The sequence below is a fragment of the Paraburkholderia agricolaris genome, from assembly GCF_009455635.1.
Taxonomy (GTDB): domain Bacteria; phylum Pseudomonadota; class Gammaproteobacteria; order Burkholderiales; family Burkholderiaceae; genus Paraburkholderia; species Paraburkholderia agricolaris.
The window spans coordinates 1,161,604-1,177,058 of record NZ_QPER01000001.1 but is presented as its reverse complement, the minus strand read 5'-3'; the positions used below and the strand labels follow the sequence as shown (position 1 = coordinate 1,177,058).

The 15,455-nt window shown below is 60.8% G+C and carries 12 protein-coding genes; 6 read left to right on the top strand and 6 right to left on the bottom strand.

The genetic code is table 11. The features are described 5' to 3' along the window. Positions 1-172: 172 nt before the first annotated feature. Complete coding sequence (locus GH665_RS05370) at positions 173-1,303, bottom strand: IS481 family transposase (protein ID WP_153134963.1); 1,131 nt, start codon at positions 1,301-1,303, stop codon at positions 173-175. A 321-nt stretch (positions 1,304-1,624) separates the two neighbouring features. Between GH665_RS05370 and GH665_RS05365 the strand changes: the two genes are divergently transcribed. Continuing rightward, entirely contained in the window at positions 1,625-1,852 is a 228-nt protein-coding gene (locus GH665_RS05365; RefSeq protein ID WP_025600552.1) for a sulfurtransferase TusA family protein, read from the top strand. 126 nt (positions 1,853-1,978) lie between these two features. Here the strand turns inward: GH665_RS05365 and galU are convergent, their stop codons facing one another. Next, positions 1,979-2,860, bottom strand: a complete 882-nt coding sequence (galU, locus tag GH665_RS05360; RefSeq protein WP_028199110.1) for a UTP--glucose-1-phosphate uridylyltransferase GalU — start codon at positions 2,858-2,860, stop codon at positions 1,979-1,981. 69 nt (positions 2,861-2,929) lie between these two features. Beyond that, positions 2,930-5,809: a valine--tRNA ligase gene (locus GH665_RS05355; protein WP_153134965.1), complete on the bottom strand. Its 2,880-nt coding sequence runs from the start codon at positions 5,807-5,809 to the stop codon at positions 2,930-2,932. A 379-nt stretch (positions 5,810-6,188) separates the two neighbouring features. On the opposite strand from GH665_RS05355, the gene GH665_RS05350 reads away from it, so the two are divergent. Both GH665_RS05350 and GH665_RS05345 read left to right on the top strand, forming a co-directional pair. Next, entirely contained in the window at positions 6,189-7,439 is a 1,251-nt protein-coding gene (locus GH665_RS05350; RefSeq protein ID WP_153134964.1) for an IS256 family transposase, read from the top strand. 60 nt (positions 7,440-7,499) lie between these two features. After that, complete coding sequence (locus tag GH665_RS05345; RefSeq protein WP_153134963.1) at positions 7,500-8,630, top strand: IS481 family transposase; 1,131 nt, start codon at positions 7,500-7,502, stop codon at positions 8,628-8,630. Positions 8,631-8,891: 261 nt separating this feature from the next. Here GH665_RS05345 and GH665_RS05340 read toward each other — a convergent pair whose 3' ends face one another. The 3 genes from GH665_RS05340 to GH665_RS05330 are packed head-to-tail and all read right to left on the bottom strand — an operon-like array spanning position 8,892 to position 11,834. After that, the gene (locus GH665_RS05340) at positions 8,892-9,944 is read right to left on the bottom strand and encodes a Gfo/Idh/MocA family oxidoreductase (RefSeq protein WP_153134962.1); all 1,053 of its coding nucleotides are present in this window, start codon (positions 9,942-9,944) and stop codon (positions 8,892-8,894) included. After that, positions 9,944-10,960, bottom strand: a complete 1,017-nt coding sequence (gene iolG, locus GH665_RS05335; protein ID WP_153134961.1) for an inositol 2-dehydrogenase — start codon at positions 10,958-10,960, stop codon at positions 9,944-9,946. Before iolG ends, GH665_RS05340 begins: the two co-directional genes overlap by 1 nt. After that, entirely contained in the window at positions 10,953-11,834 is an 882-nt protein-coding gene (locus tag GH665_RS05330; RefSeq protein ID WP_028199113.1) for a MurR/RpiR family transcriptional regulator, read from the bottom strand. The genes iolG and GH665_RS05330 overlap by 8 nt, the downstream gene beginning before the upstream one ends. Before the next feature lie 277 nt (positions 11,835-12,111). Here GH665_RS05330 and GH665_RS05325 point away from each other — a divergent pair, with 277 nt between their 5' ends. From GH665_RS05325 to GH665_RS05315, 3 genes are all read left to right on the top strand, one after another. Further along, positions 12,112-13,158: a sugar ABC transporter substrate-binding protein gene (locus GH665_RS05325; RefSeq protein WP_153134960.1), complete on the top strand. Its 1,047-nt coding sequence runs from the start codon at positions 12,112-12,114 to the stop codon at positions 13,156-13,158. 241 nt (positions 13,159-13,399) lie between these two features. Then, a complete protein-coding gene (locus GH665_RS05320) occupies positions 13,400-14,581 on the top strand; it encodes an ABC transporter permease (protein WP_153134959.1) in 1,182 nt (393 codons plus the stop codon). 13 nt (positions 14,582-14,594) lie between these two features. After that, complete coding sequence (locus GH665_RS05315) at positions 14,595-15,419, top strand: ATP-binding cassette domain-containing protein (RefSeq protein WP_030101394.1); 825 nt, start codon at positions 14,595-14,597, stop codon at positions 15,417-15,419. Positions 15,420-15,455 lie beyond the last annotated feature (36 nt).

Sequence of the window (15,455 nt, the reverse complement as noted above, 5' to 3'; positions counted from 1 at the left end):
TGTGTTAGTGGTCTGTTCTGTTTTTGGTCTTTTGGTCTTTTGGCCTTTCCTTGCTGTGTTAGTGGTCTATTAGCGTTGCCCCTGTGCGGGGCGGCACTTACTTTCTTTGCCGCCGTGTATAGACCGGAGACATGGTTGACAAACGTGCGGAGACATCATTGACACTTTATGGTCAGTGATTGTCGCTCCTCAGGTCAAGGGTGAGGATGCGGTGATGGGCAAACCAGAATTCAAATACGCCGTCTTCGCCCGGCTTTGCGCGTGCCGCAACCGGCAGTCCATAAAGTGCATTCGAGACCTTGAGGTGCCGTCCTTCAAAGCGTAGCCGGCCATCCGATTTAACCAGCAGCACCACGTCATCCGGGCCGTACTCCGGCTCCGGCAGGATCGATGGATACGCCCGGGGGCTCGGCCGGTAACGGCTGATGGGCGTGTCCATGCCGATCGCCTCATGCGGGCGCTCGCAGTTATATACGGTGCGCCAGCGGTCCAGTTCCTGTTGCACGTGCTGCTGGGTAGCGAAGCTTCGTCCGTTCAGTACTTCAGCCTTCAGCGTACGGTGAAACCGCTCGTCCTTGCCGTTGGTCTGCGGGTGGTAAGGCCGGCTGTAACTGATGCGGATACCCAGCCGGATCAGCCAGACGGCCAGCTCGGTGAGCTGACCCGGACTGCCAGGCGAACCCCACGGCGAGCCGTTATCGGTATTGATGCGTAACGGCAGGCCATAGTGTCCAAACGCCTCCCGTAATCCCGTCTGCACGGTAGCGGTGTCGGTGGGTCCACAGGCGCGCAGCAGGATGCTGAAGCGCGAGTGGTCGTCGAGTACCGTCAGGGGGCTGCAGCGCCCCTTCCCGAGGGTCTCAAAGTGCCCCTTGAAGTCCATCTGCCAGAGTACGTTAGGCTGCTCGTGCTCAAAGCGCTTCCAGGGTTGGCTCATCGCTGAATCGGCCGGCAGGATCAGGTTGTGCCGGTGCAGGATGTCGGTCACGGTGCTGGGCTGCGGCACCGCCTCAAGGCCCAGATCACGCAGGCGCCGGCTGATCTTGCGTCCGCCCCAGCGCGGATGGGTCTGGCGCAGCCGTACCACTTCCTGCTCCATCGCAGTGGGGGTCTTCGACGGACTGCTGAGCGGGCGTCGGGATTGATCTGCCAGCGCATGCTCGCCGCGATGGAGCCATTTGTAGCCGGTCTGCCGGCTGATGTTAAAGCGCTGGCACAGCTCGGTCATCGTCAGCGTGTCCTGACTGGCCAGATGAACAAATTCCTGTCGGAGGCTCATGGTGTCTCTTGCGTTCCAGGGCATGGTCGGGACCGGGCGTTTTAGTACCCGGAAGTGTCAACCATGTCCCCGCACACCTGTCAGCTATGTCTCCGGTCTATACACCGCCGCAAAGAAAGTAAGTGCCGCCCCGCACAGGGGCAACGCCAATAGACCACTAACACAGCAAGGAAAGGCCAAAAGACCAAAAGGGCAACGCCAAACAAACCACGAACACAGCAAAGCAACACCCCAAAACCAGATCAACAAAAAAACCAAACCCAAACCGCCTTCAGGCGCCCCCCCGCCACCTACTGTAAAATCCAACGCTTCAGCGTCTCCCCCCGAAGGTCATCGTCGATGCAAATTCAGGTTCATAAGGAAGTCGATGCACGCGGACTGATGTGCCCGCTGCCCATTTTGCGCGCCAAAAAGGCGCTCGCCGACATGGAAAGCGGCCAGATCCTCAAGGTATTGGCGACCGATCCGGGCTCACAACGCGATTTCGCCGCGTTCGCGAAGCAAACCGGCAACGAAATCGTCGAAAGCTCGGCGCATGACAAGGTCTTTACCTTTCTGATGAAGCGCCGCTAAAGAACAAACAACAAACAAAAAGGCGCTGCGCCCACGAATGTGGAACACAGCGCCTTTTTTACGCCTGACTGACGCCCATCGCGAGAGGCTAACAGCGCAGGAAGCTGCGCGCAGCTGCCCAGTTCCTCAGCCTTCCAGCACCGGCGAACGGGTACGCAGATATTCTTCGAAATCGGCTGCCACTTCCGGGTGACGCAGAGCGAACTCGACCGTCGCCTTCAGATAACCCAGCTTGCTGCCGCAGTCGAAACGCGTACCGTGGTACTTGTACGCCAGCACCTGCTCATCGGCGAGCAGCGATTGAATCGCGTCCGTCAGCTGCAATTCGCCGCCCGCGCCCGGCTTCAGCGCGCGCAGATGCTCGAAAATCCGCGGCTTCAGCACATAGCGGCCCACCACGCCGAGATTCGACGGCGCCACGCTCGGCTCCGGTTTTTCGACAATACCCGACATCTTGATGATCGAGTCTTCCCACTCCTTGCCGTCGACGATACCGTACGACTTCGTCTCCGCAGCCGGGATCTCTTCGACACCGATCACCGAGCTGTGATAGTGATCGAACACCTCGATCATCTGCGTCATCACAGGCGGCGTGCCGTACAGCAAATCGTCCGCGAGAATGACGGCGAACGGGTTATCGCCCACCAGCTTTTCGGCGCACATCACCGCATGGCCAAGGCCGAGCGCTTCCGGCTGACGCACGTAGAAGCAGTCCACATGGCTCGGCTTGATGCTGCGCACCAGTTCCAGCAGCTTGGCCTTGCCACGTGCCTCGAGTTCCGCCTCGATTTCGTATGACTTATCGAAATGGTCCTCGATCGCGCGCTTGCTGCGGCCCGTGACGAAGATCATTTCAGTGATGCCGGCCGCCATTGCCTCTTCCACCGCATATTGAATCAGCGGCTTGTCGACGATCGGCAGCATCTCCTTCGGGCTTGCCTTCGTGGCAGGGAGGAACCGGGTGCCCAGACCTGCTACCGGAAATACTGCCTTTGTAACTTTTAGCATGTGATTACCCTGAATCCTCTGGTTTAGCTTTGATCCGCACCCGCCCACGGGGCAGGCGCGGAGCGTCGATCAGGCCGGCAAACGAGCCAATTGGGCTTTCAGCTTGCCGATAGTCGTTTCAAATTCTGCCAGCCTTTTCTGCTCCTGCTCAACGACCGCCGGTGGTGCCTTTGCAACAAAGCTTTCATTTTGCAATTTTGCGTTGCATTTGATGACTTCCGTTGCAAGCCGGGCGATTTCCTTTGACAGACGCTCGCGCTCAACGGCGACATCGATTTCCACCTTCAACACAAGCTTGTCATTTCCTACGATAGCAATTGGCGCGCCATCCGCTTGCGCGTCCAGGCTTGCCTCGTCGGCAATGATCTGCACCTCCGACAAACGGGCCAATGCCTGAGCGTACGGCGCAAAGGTGCGCAGGCGCTCGGCGTTGCCAGCCGCGAGCAACGGCACCTTGACCGCCGGCGACAGATTCATCTCGCCACGCAGATTCCGGCACGCATCGATCACTGCTTTCAGGTCGGCCGCCCATTGCTCCGCGTCTTCGTCGAGCTTCGACGGTTCGGCAATGGGGTAAGGCTGCACCATGATGGACGCCTCGCCCTCTGCCTTGCCCTGCGGGTAACGGCCGGCCAACGGCGCTACTTTTTGCCACAGCGCTTCGGTAATAAACGGAATCACCGGATGCGCAAGCCGCAACACTGTCTCGAGCACGCGCAGCAGCGTGCGGCGTGTTGCGCGCTGCTGGTTCGGCTGACCCGTCTGGATCTGAACCTTGGCGAGTTCGAGATACCAGTCACAGTATTCGTCCCATACGAACTTGTATAGGGCGTTGGCCACATTGTCGAAACGATAGTCGGCAAAGCCTTTGGCGATTTCCGCTTCCACGCGTTGCAGGCGCGACACGATCCAGCGGTCGGCCGCCGAGAAATTCAGGTGTCCGTCCGGGCCGCATTCGCCGCATTGTTCCGGCTTGCCGAAACCGCAATCGTGGCCTTCGCAGTTCATCAGCACGAAACGGGTGGCGTTCCACAGCTTGTTGCAGAAGTTGCGATAGCCCTCGCAACGCGCCAGGTCGAAGTTGACATTGCGGCCGAGCGTGGCCATCGACGCCATCGTGAAGCGCAGTGCGTCCGTGCCGAAGGCCGGAATGCCGTCCGGGAATTCCTTGCGGGTTTTCTTTTCGATCGACGCAGCCTGCTTCGGATTCATCAGGCCGGTGGTGCGTTTGGCGACCAGCGCGTCGAGGTCGATGCCGTCGACGATATCGATCGGATCGAGCGTATTGCCCTTGCTCTTCGACATCTTCTGGCCTTCGGCGTCGCGCACCAGACCGTGCACGTAGACCGTGTCGAACGGCACCTTGCCGGTGAAGTGCGTGGTCATCATGACCATGCGCGCGACCCAGAAGAAGATGATGTCGAAGCCGGTAACCAGCACCGACGAGGGCATGAAGTGCTTCAGTTCCGGCGTCTGCGCAGGCCAGCCGAGCGACGAAAACGGCACTAGCGCGGACGAGAACCACGTGTCGAGCACGTCGTCGTCGCGCTTGAGCGAGCCCGTGTAACCGGCCGCCGCCGCCTTCTCGCGCGCGCCTTCTTCGGTTTGAGCGACGAAGATTTCGCCGTTTTCACCGTACCAGGCCGGGATCTGGTGGCCCCACCAGAGCTGGCGCGAGATACACCAGTCCTGAATGTTTTCGAGCCACTGGTAATAGGTGGTGCTCCAGTTTTCCGGCACGAATTTGATTTCGCCGCTGCGCACCACGTCCAGCGCGGTTTCGGCGATCGATTTGCCCGGATTGAAGGTGCCTTCCGGCGCCGGCTTGCTCATCGCGACGAACCATTGATCCGTCAGCATCGGCTCGATCACGACGCCCGTGCGGTCGCCGCGCGGCACCATCAGCTTGTGCGGTTTGACCGATTCGAGCGCGCCGAGCGCTTCGAGATCGGCCACGACCTGCTTGCGGGCCTCGAAACGGTCCAGACCCCGGTATTTTTCCGGCGCGTTGTCGTTGATCTTCGCGTTGAGCGTGAGGATTTCGATCATCGGCAGCTTGTGGCGCAGGCCGACCTGATAGTCGTTGAAATCGTGCGCGGGCGTGACCTTGACGACGCCGGTGCCGAACTCGCGGTCGACGTAGTCGTCGGCGATGATCGGGACTTCGCGGCCGGACAGCGGCAGCGTGACCGTTTTGCCGATCAGGTGCGCGTAGCGCTCGTCTTCCGGATGGACCATCACGGCCGTGTCGCCGAGCATGGTTTCCGGGCGCGTGGTGGCGACCGTCAGATGGCCCGAGCCGTCCGTGAGCGGATACTGGATGTGCCAGAGGTGGCCGTTTTCCTCTTCGCTGACCACTTCGAGGTCGGAGACGGCGGTGAGCAGCACCGGATCCCAGTTCACGAGGCGCTTGCCGCGGTAGATCAGGCCTTGTTCATACAGGCGTACGAACACATCGCGCACGGCGGCCGACATTTTGTCGTCCATCGTGAAGTATTCGCGCGACCAGTCGATCGACGCGCCGAGGCGGCGCACCTGATTCGTGATGGTCGAGCCGGATTGCTGCTTCCATTCCCAGACGCGTTCGGTGAATTTTTCGCGGCCGAGATCGTGGCGCGAGATGCCTTGGGCGTCCAGTTGGCGTTCGACGACGATTTGCGTGGCGATGCCTGCGTGGTCCGTGCCCGGCACCCACAGGGTGTTTTCACCGAGCATTCGGTGATAGCGGGTGAGGCCGTCCATGATCGTCTGGTTGAACGCATGGCCCATATGGAGGGTGCCGGTGACGTTCGGCGGCGGCAACTGGATCGAGAAGTCTTTTTTGTTCTCGTCGAAGGTGGGCGCCGCGTAGGCGCGCTTTTCCCATTCGGGGGCCCAGTGGGCTTCGATGGTGTGGGGCTCGAAGCTTTTGGCAAGCGTAGAGGTCGGGTCGCTCGGGGTCTCGCTCATTTTTCGGTCTGCTGGTGGATGCAAAGAATGCTCGATTATAAGGGGCGCTGGGCGCGGCGGGCTTTTGGGGGATGGTTTGGGGCCTGTTCGGCGGTTTTCGTGATCTGGCTCTTTGTGGTTCTTTGGTGCTTTGGTCTTTTCTTGCTGGGTTCGTGGTCTGTTTGGGGTTGCCCTCCTGGTTTTTTGGCCTTTCCTTGCTGCGTTAGTGGTCTATTGGCGTTGCCCCTGTGCGGGGCGGCACTTACTTTCTTTGCCGCCGTGTATAGACCGGAGACATAGCTGACAGGTGTGCGGGGACATGGTTGACACTTCCGGGTACTAAAACGGGGCCTGTCAGTAATTTCGTGTTTGAGGCATAACATGTCGCCAAGGAGTGACTATGCCTCGCAAACCGAAAGCCAAGCCGGTAGACCTGCCGGCAATTCCTGCCGAGCTGCTTGAACAGTTCGGCAACGGCCCGATGACGGCCGAAGCCATCAATGCCGCCACGATGGCGCTCAAGAAGGCCCTGATCGAGCGTGCGCTGGGTGGCGAGATGAACCACCATCTCGGCTATCCGTCGGGCGCCGCCAGGCCGGCCCACGCCACGAACCAGCGCAATGGCCGTGGTGCCAAGACGGTTCTGACCGAAGACGGTCCAATCCGCATCGAGGTGCCCCGCGACCGTGATGGCAGCTTCGAGCCGATATTGATCCCCAAGCATGAACGCCGCTTCACCGGCTTCGACGACAGGATCGTGGCCATGTACGCGCGTGGCATGACGGTCCGGGAGATTCAGGGTTTCCTGCAAGAGCAGTACGGCACCGAGGTCTCGCCTGATTTCATCAGCTCGGTGACCGACGAGGTGATGGCCGAAGTGAGCGCCTGGCAAACCCGGCCGCTCGAGCCCATGTATCCGGTCGTGTTCTTCGATGCCTTGCGCGTCAAGATCCGCGAAGACGCCGTGGTACGCAACAAGGCGGTCTATCTGGCACTGGGCGTGCTGCCGGACGGCACACGCGACATTCTCGGACTCTGGATCGAAGGCACCGAAGGCGCCAAGTTCTGGATGAAGGTCTTCAATGATCTGAAGACGCGCGGCGTCAACGACATCCTGATCGCCGTCACGGATGGTCTCAAGGGCATGCCCGAAGCACTGGCCGCCGTGTTCCCGGCCACCACGCTGCAGACCTGCATCGTCCATCTGATCCGTAATAGCCTGGATTATTCGAGCTGGAAAGATCGTCGGGCACTGGCCGCAGCGATCCGTCCGATCTACACGGCACCCAGCGCGGAAGCGGCCGAAGCTGAACTCGACGCGTTTGCCGATGGGCCATGGGGCCAGAAACTCCCGATGATTGGCATGGCCTGGCGCAGTGCCTGGGACCGCGTGATCCCGTTCTTTGCGTTTCCCCCCGCGATACGCAAGATTATTTACACCACAAATGCCATTGAGAGCATCAATGCCCAGTTGCGCAAGATCATCAAGACCCGCGGCCACTTCCCGAGTGCCGAGGCCGCCACCAAGCTCATCTGGCTGGCCTTGCGAAATATCACGGCGAACTGGGGACATGCCGCTCACGACTGGAAGACGGCCATGAACCAATTCGCTATCCTCTATCAGGATCGCTTCATCAGATCACCCGTGTAATTCTCCAAACGCCTTAAACACGGAAATTCTGACACCCCCCTAAAACGCCCGGTCCCGACCATGCCCTGGAACGCAAGAGACACCATGAGCCTCCGACAGGAATTTGTTCATCTGGCCAGTCAGGACACGCTGACGATGACCGAGCTGTGCCAGCGCTTTAACATCAGCCGGCAGACCGGCTACAAATGGCTCCATCGCGGCGAGCATGCGCTGGCAGATCAATCCCGACGCCCGCTCAGCAGTCCGTCGAAGACCCCCACTGCGATGGAGCAGGAAGTGGTACGGCTGCGCCAGACCCATCCGCGCTGGGGCGGACGCAAGATCAGCCGGCGCCTGCGTGATCTGGGCCTTGAGGCGGTGCCGCAGCCCAGCACCGTGACCGACATCCTGCACCGGCACAACCTGATCCTGCCGGCCGATTCAGCGATGAGCCAACCCTGGAAGCGCTTTGAGCACGAGCAGCCTAACGTACTCTGGCAGATGGACTTCAAGGGGCACTTTGAGACCCTCGGGAAGGGGCGCTGCAGCCCCCTGACGGTACTCGACGACCACTCGCGCTTCAGCATCCTGCTGCGCGCCTGTGGACCCACCGACACCGCTACCGTGCAGACGGGATTACGGGAGGCGTTTGGACACTATGGCCTGCCGTTACGCATCAATACCGATAACGGCTCGCCGTGGGGTTCGCCTGGCAGTCCGGGTCAGCTCACCGAGCTGGCCGTCTGGCTGATCCGGCTGGGTATCCGCATCAGTTACAGCCGGCCTTACCACCCGCAGACCAACGGCAAGGACGAGCGGTTTCACCGTACGCTGAAGGCTGAAGTACTGAACGGACGAAGCTTCGCTACCCAGCAGCACGTGCAACAGGAACTGGACCGCTGGCGCACCGTATATAACTGCGAGCGCCCGCATGAGGCGATCGGCATGGACACGCCCATCAGCCGTTACCGGCCGAGCCCCCGGGCGTATCCATCGATCCTGCCGGAGCCGGAGTACGGCCCGGATGACGTGGTGCTGCTGGTTAAATCGGATGGCCGGCTACGCTTTGAAGGACGGCACCTCAAGGTCTCGAATGCACTTTATGGACTGCCGGTTGCGGCACGCGCAAAGCCGGGCGAAGACGGCGTATTTGAATTCTGGTTTGCCCATCACCGCATCCTCACCCTTGACCTGAGGAGCGACAATCACTGACCATAAAGTGTCAATGATGTCTCCGCACGTTTGTCAACCATGTCTCCGGTCTATACACGGCGGCAAAGAAAGTAAGTACCGCCCCGCACAGGGGCAACGCTAATAGACCACTAACACAGCAAGGAAAGGCCAAAGGACCAAAAGACCAAAAGACCAAAAACAGAACAGACCACGAACCCACCACGGCAACGCCTAAAATCCATATCAACAACAAAACCGCCGAACAAGCCCAACCCCACCGCCGCAGGCACCCTCCCTAGCCTACAACCCCACAGCCTCCCCGCTCAGCAGCGACTGCCGCAGTGCCATCCCAATCCGCGTAGCTTCAAGCGCATCAGCCAGCGTGGCCCCCGCTTGCGCACCGGCACACGCACCAGTGCCAGCCACAGCAGCAACAAACTCCCGCGCCTCAAACAAGAACGCCTCCTCGAACCGATCAAAAAAACTCGGCGTACATTCATTCCGAATGCCGGAGGCATCATAAATCTCAACGCGATTCGCGCGTGGATTGCGCCCAATGGCCAACGCACCCGCCGTACCAATCACTTCGCTATGCGTATCATTCCCATGCGCCTGCGTGCGCGACGCATAGAACATCGCAAGCTTGCCATCCTCGAATTCGCAGATCGCCACACCGTTATCGACGTCGCCGAACTCACGCAAACCCTCGTGCAACGCAACCGCGCCCGCCGCAAAAACGCGTTTGGCCCGCGGCTTCCCAAGCAGCCAACGCGCAACATCGATATCGTGCACGGTACAGTCCAAAAAGATCCCACCGGAAGTCGCCGAGAAACGCACAAAAAAGCCGTCTTCATCGTTCTTATCGGTGGTCTGCGAACGCACAAGAAAAGGTCTGCCAATCGCGCCCGACTGAATCTTGTCGAACGCATCCTTGTAGCTCGGATCGAAACGCCGCATGAAGCCAATCGTCGCCAGCAGATGCGGATGGCGCGCAGCCTCAGCCAACACGCGCTCGCACTCGGCGATATCCAGCGACAAAGGTTTCTCGCAAAACACATGTTTGCCGGCGCGCAGCGCATCGATAATCTGCTGCGCGTGCAACGACGACGGCGTCACGAGCCACACGGCATCCACGTCGCGATCCGCGAGCAACGCCGCATAGTCGTCATAGAGACGCGGTTCGGGCAACGCCTCGCGCGCCCACGCCCGCTCCTCTTCCACCGGACTGCAAGCGGCCACGAGCGACGCCCCCGGCACCCGATATGCCAGATTTTCCGCATGCCGCTTGCCCAGCCGCCCCAAGCCGACCACACCCAAACGAAGCCGCCCACTCCCAGACGAAGCCGTCGTCATCACAGCGCCTCGCCAAGTTTCACCGCGCGACCCTCGCGCCACGAGCGCGTGGCGGCATCGGCGAGTTCGAGCGCTTTCAGGCCGTCCGCAACGGTCGTGCGCACCGGCCTGCCATGCGTGACGGCATCGAAGAAATGCGCGATCTCCAAGGCGTACGCCGCACGATACCGTTCGAGGAAAAACGCCTCGGGTACGTCGCTCGACACTTCGGTTTTCGAATACGCGGTGACTTCAGTCGGCCGCACATTGCCCGCCTGCAGCATGCCGGTGCTGCCGAGCACCTCGAAGCGCTGATCGTACCCATAGGCCGCACGCCGCGCCGTGTTGATCTGGCACAGCCGGCCGCGCTTCGTGCGGATCGTCACCGCAGTCGAATCGATATCGCCCGCGTCGGCGATCGCCGGGTCGGACAGGCAACTGCCGGTGGCGTGCAAGGTGTCGGCTTCGTCGTCGAGAATCCAGCGGAAGATATCGAAGTCGTGAATCAGCATGTCCTTGAAAATGCCGCCCGAATGCTTGATGTACTCAACCGGCGGCGCGCCCGGATCGCGGCTCGTCACCACCAGCATCTCCGGTGTGCCGATTTCGCCTGCGTCGATGCGCGCTTTCAACGCGGAAAAAGTCGGGTCGAAGCGGCGCTGAAAGCCGATCATGCTGACCACGCCCGCACTTTCCACCGCCGCGGCACAGGCACGCGCCCGCTCCAAAGTCAGATCGACCGGTTTCTCGCAGAACACATGCTTCTTCTGCGCGGCCGATTTGATAATCAGATCCGCGTGTGTGTCCGTGCTCGAACAGATCACCGTCGCGCCGATCGACGCATCGCCCATCGCGCCATCGATATCCGCAACCTGCGCGCCGTGCGCAGCGGCGAGCGCCGCGGCCGCCTCGCGGTTCACATCGACCACATACTTGAGCCGCACACCCGGTTGCCGCGCCAGATTCGCCGCATGAATCTTGCCGATTCTTCCCGCGCCGAACACCGCCACGTCAATCGTCTTTACCGCGTCAGTCATCGTATCCTCCAGTGTCTTTGGATTCTTCAACGTTCAGTTCGAGCTTGTACGCGAGCGCGATGAACAACGCCTGGCACAAACAGATCGTACTGGTCAGCGAGCGAAACGCGAACGCGCTGCCCTCTTTCACATACAGTTGAGTCGTGGCATAACGCGCCAGCGGAGAAAGTTGGCTATCCGTAATAACCAGCGTCTTCGCCTGGTGATGATGCGCGACACGCAGGCAGTACTGCGTTTCCTTGCCGTAGGGCGCGAAACTGATCGCGATCACCACGTCGCCCTTCTTCACGCTGCGAATCTGCTCGCGATACATTCCGCCGAAACCGGACACCAGATGCACGCGCTTGGGCGTGTGCTGCAACGCGTAAACGATATAGCTCGCCACCGGAAACGAGCGCCGCACGCCGATCACATAAATGTTGTCGGCCTGCTGCAGCATCTTCACGGCAGCATCGAACTGCTGGTCGTCGAGACCGGCTTCGAGTTCTTCAAGTCCGCCACGTGAGGCCGCGATGAATTCGCGCGCCACCGCGCCACCGGATAACGCGCCGGGCTTCTCGTCGATCAGCTTGCGAATCCGCTGCTGGTAACTCGGCGACGAGGTGCCCTGGCCCGTATAAGCCTGACGAAACACCGACTGCAAATCGGAGAAGCCGGAAAAGCCGAAGCGCTGTGCAAAGCGCACCACGGCCGACGGATGGACGCCGCAGCTCGCGGCAATGTCACTGGTGCGATCCACCATCACGCTCGAGCGATGCTGCTCGATATACGTCGCGACATTCTTCAATTGACGCGGCAGCGTCTCGTAGTTTTCCGCGATGCGCTGCATCAATTCTTCGACGCTCGGCAAATCTTCGGTGCTCTCTTCCGCCATGGCTCTTTCTTCCTTGCTTTATTGCAGTGCGCAAAGCGCTTCCAGCGCCCGCCGCACAGCCTCCTGACGCTGCCGATTATAGGCAGGCGCGGCATCAAATGGAACGTATTTTCTATTTTTATTTGTTATGAAATTTTCATTGCAACGCTTCGGAAGATCGCCTAATCTTGATCGTGAGCGATGACGCATCGGCTGACGCATGCCGCAACGCACGCAGTCGGAAGGCCGCCCGCCAGACGCTCCCTTCAATAACGACAGACCGAGAAAGGTGGAGACAATGAGACTTTGCAAGGGCAAGGCTACGCTCAGGATTCTGGCGACGGCATTAACGTTGGCGATGGGATTCGGAGCGGCATCCGCCGCCCGCGCGGCTGACGCTCACTTCGTGCTGATCAGCCACGCGCCGGATTCGGATTCGTGGTGGAACACCATCAAGAACGCCATCAAACAGGCCGACGAAGATTTCAACGTCGAGACCGACTACCGCAATCCGCCGAATGGCGACATCGCCGACATGGCGCGCCTGATCGAACAGGCGGCCGCGCGTAATTACGACGGCGTGATCGTCTCGATCGCTGACTTCGACGTGCTCAAGAGCGCGATCTCCAAAGTGACCGAGAAACACATTCCGCTCGTCACGATCAACTCCGGCACCGAAGAGCAAAGCGCGCAGCTTGGCGCAATCATGCACGTCGGCCAGCCTGAATACACCGCGGGCAAGGCGGCCGGCGAAAAGGCGAAGGCAGCGGGCATCAAGTCGTTCCTGTGCGTCAACCATTACGCGACCAACCCGGCTTCCTTCGAACGCTGCCGAGGCTTTGCCGACGCGATCGGTGTCGACTTCAAGTCCTCCACGCTCGACGCCGGCCAGGACCCGACCGGTGTGCAGTCGAAAGTGAGCGCGTATCTGCGCAACCACCCGAACACCCAGGCGGTGCTCACGCTCGGTCCGCTGTCGGCGGCGCCGACGATCAAGGCGCTGCAGCAGATGGGCCTCGCCGGCAAGATCTGGTTCGCGACGTTCGATTTCGACAATGACATCGCGAAGGGCATCCAGGACGGCACGATCCAGTTCGCGATCGACCAGCAACCCTACCTGCAAGGCTATATCCCGGTTGCCGTGCTGGCGATCGTGAAGAAGGAGCACACCACAGATCCGGCCAAGATCCGCCAGATCCTGCAGGCGAATCCGAAGTTCCAGCAACGCCTCGCCACCTACGGCCTGGCACCCGCCTATGGGCCGCGCAATATCGGCTCCGGCCCGGGCTTCATCACCAAGGCCAATATCGACAAGGTGATCAAGTACGCCGGGCAGTATCGCTAACGCATTTCGCTGGAAGTGCGGACACGGGAGCACCGTTCCGGCGGGTATGAAGAAAGTGGAAGCGGCCGGCCGCAACCGGCCAGGCCGCCCCACGTCCGCGTTCGTTACGTTTTACGTGCGCTTTGCGTGCGCTTTACGTGCGTTTTACGTGCGCTTTACGTGTATTCCGCGCCAGGGGTCACAGCGGTTCGATTCGGGCCGCTAGCGACTGCCATCCCCAGGCGCATCAAGGAGAGCTTCAATGGGCGTAGCCAACCCCTTCCATCCTCATCCCCGCAAGCAACCCCCTTCCGGCACGGGGACCACACCAGGGTCGACATCCGGTGGTGCGCCAGCGGCGGCCGATGAGCGTATGCGTCAGGAATCGTGGTTCCGGCATCTGCTGAACCGTCCGGAATTCGCCGCCCTCGCCGGCACCGTGATGGTGTTCCTCGTGTTTGGCATAGCGGCCGGCAACTCCGGCATGTTCAACCTCGACGGCGTAATGAACTGGTCGCAAGTGGCCGCCTATCTCGGCCTGATCGCGGTCGGTGCGTGCCTGCTGATGATTGCCGGCGAGTTCGATCTGTCGATCGGCTCGATGATCGGCTTCTCCGGCATGATGGTCGCGCTGCCCACCATGTACTTCCATTGGCCGATTGCGTTGTCGATCCTGTTCGCGTTCGCCGGATCGATGCTGCTCGGCGCGCTCAACGGCTATCTGGTAATGCGCACGCGGCTGCCGTCGTTCATCGTGACGCTGGCGTTTCTTTTCATACTGCGCGGTCTCACGCTGGCCCTGTCGGTCATGTTCGCCGACCGCACGATCATCTCCGGCGTAGGCGACGTCGCCGCTCACGACTGGCTCGCTCATACCTTGTTCCAGGGCGTCGCGTTCAAGGGCCTGTTCGTCTGGCTCGGCCACATCGGCGTCGTGAAGTTGCTCGACAACGGCAATCCGCTCGTGCCGGGCATTCCGAAAGTCTTGCTGTGGTGGTTCGCGCTCGCTGCGGTCTGCGCGTTCACCCTTGCCAAGACCCGCTTCGGCAACTGGATTTTCGCGGTCGGCGGCGACGCCAACGCGGCCAAGAACGTCGGCGTGCCGGTGCGGCGCGTGAAGATTTCGCTGTTCGTGCTGACCGCTTTCTGCGCGTGCCTGTTCGCCGTGCTGCAAGTGTGCGATATCGGCTCCGCCGCGGCCGACCGCGGCCTGCAGGCCGAATTCGAAGCCATCATCGCCGCGGTGATCGGCGGCACGCTGCTGACCGGCGGTTACGGCTCGGTGATCGGCGCCTGCTTCGGCGCGCTGATCTTCGGCGTCGTGCAGATCGGCATCACCTACACGAATGTCGACTCCGACTGGTTCCGCGTGTTCCTCGGCGTGATGCTGCTGATCGCCGTGCTGTTCAATCACTACGTGCGCCGCCGCGTCGCGCAATCGTAACGAGGAGACCACCATGTCCGATACGAATACCGTGAACACCCCGGCTGAACCACAGGGCGACGTGATCCTCGCACTCGAAAACGTCAGCAAGTACTTCGGCCAGGTCATCGCGCTGAGCGGCGTAACCTTGCGCCTGAAGCGCGGTGAAGTGCACTGCCTGCTCGGCGACAACGGCGCGGGAAAATCGACATTGATCAAAACGCTGGCCGGCGTACATAAACCTTCTTCAGGCGAATATCTGGTCGACGGCAAACCCGTGCTGTTCGAGTCGCCGAAAGACGCACTCGACCTCGGCATCGCCACCGTCTATCAGGATCTGGCCCTGGTGCCCCTGCTCTCGGTCGCACGCAACTTCTTCATGGGCCGCGAGCCGCAAAAGAAACTGTTCGGTTTCATCAACGTGATGGACCTCGAAACCAGCGCAACCACCGCACGCGACAAGCTCGCCGAAATGGGTATTAACGTGCGCGACCCGCATCAGCCCATCGGCACGATGTCCGGCGGCGAGAAGCAATGCCTGGCGATCGCGCGGGCGATTCATTTCGGCGCACGCGTGCTGATTCTCGACGAACCGACTGCCGCGCTCGGCGTCAAGCAGAGCTTCAACGTGCTGAAACTGATACACACGGCGCGCGCGAAAGGCATTTCAGTGATCTTCATCACGCACAACGTGCATCACGCGTATCCGATCGGCGATTCGTTCACGCTGCTCAATCGCGGCAAATCGCTCGGCACGTTCACGAAGGAAACCATCAGCAAGGACGAAGTGCTCGACATGATGGCCGGCGGCGCCGAAATGCAGAAGATGATCGGCGAACTCGACGGCGCGACGATCTGATTCATTCGCGCGGGTTTCCGGCGCTTGCCGCGTCTC

What these genes read in the sequence shown, in the direction of transcription:
- GH665_RS05325 (WP_153134960.1), top strand. Translation starts at nt 12,112, where the DNA reads ATGAGACTTTGCAAGGGCAAGGCTACGCTCAGGATTCTGGCGACGGCA.
- GH665_RS05345 (WP_153134963.1), top strand. Translation starts at nt 7,500, where the DNA reads ATGCCCTGGAACGCAAGAGACACCATGAGCCTCCGACAGGAATTTGTT.
- GH665_RS05350 (WP_153134964.1), top strand. Translation starts at nt 6,189, where the DNA reads ATGCCTCGCAAACCGAAAGCCAAGCCGGTAGACCTGCCGGCAATTCCT.
- iolG (WP_153134961.1), bottom strand. Translation starts at nt 10,960, where the DNA reads ATGACTGACGCGGTAAAGACGATTGACGTGGCGGTGTTCGGCGCGGGA.
- GH665_RS05330 (WP_028199113.1), bottom strand. Translation starts at nt 11,834, where the DNA reads ATGGCGGAAGAGAGCACCGAAGATTTGCCGAGCGTCGAAGAATTGATG.
- GH665_RS05320 (WP_153134959.1), top strand. Translation starts at nt 13,400, where the DNA reads ATGGGCGTAGCCAACCCCTTCCATCCTCATCCCCGCAAGCAACCCCCT.
- GH665_RS05370 (WP_153134963.1), bottom strand. Translation starts at nt 1,303, where the DNA reads ATGCCCTGGAACGCAAGAGACACCATGAGCCTCCGACAGGAATTTGTT.
- GH665_RS05355 (WP_153134965.1), bottom strand. Translation starts at nt 5,809, where the DNA reads ATGAGCGAGACCCCGAGCGACCCGACCTCTACGCTTGCCAAAAGCTTC.
- GH665_RS05340 (WP_153134962.1), bottom strand. Translation starts at nt 9,944, where the DNA reads ATGACGACGGCTTCGTCTGGGAGTGGGCGGCTTCGTTTGGGTGTGGTC.
- GH665_RS05315 (WP_030101394.1), top strand. Translation starts at nt 14,595, where the DNA reads ATGTCCGATACGAATACCGTGAACACCCCGGCTGAACCACAGGGCGAC.
- galU (WP_028199110.1), bottom strand. Translation starts at nt 2,860, where the DNA reads ATGCTAAAAGTTACAAAGGCAGTATTTCCGGTAGCAGGTCTGGGCACC.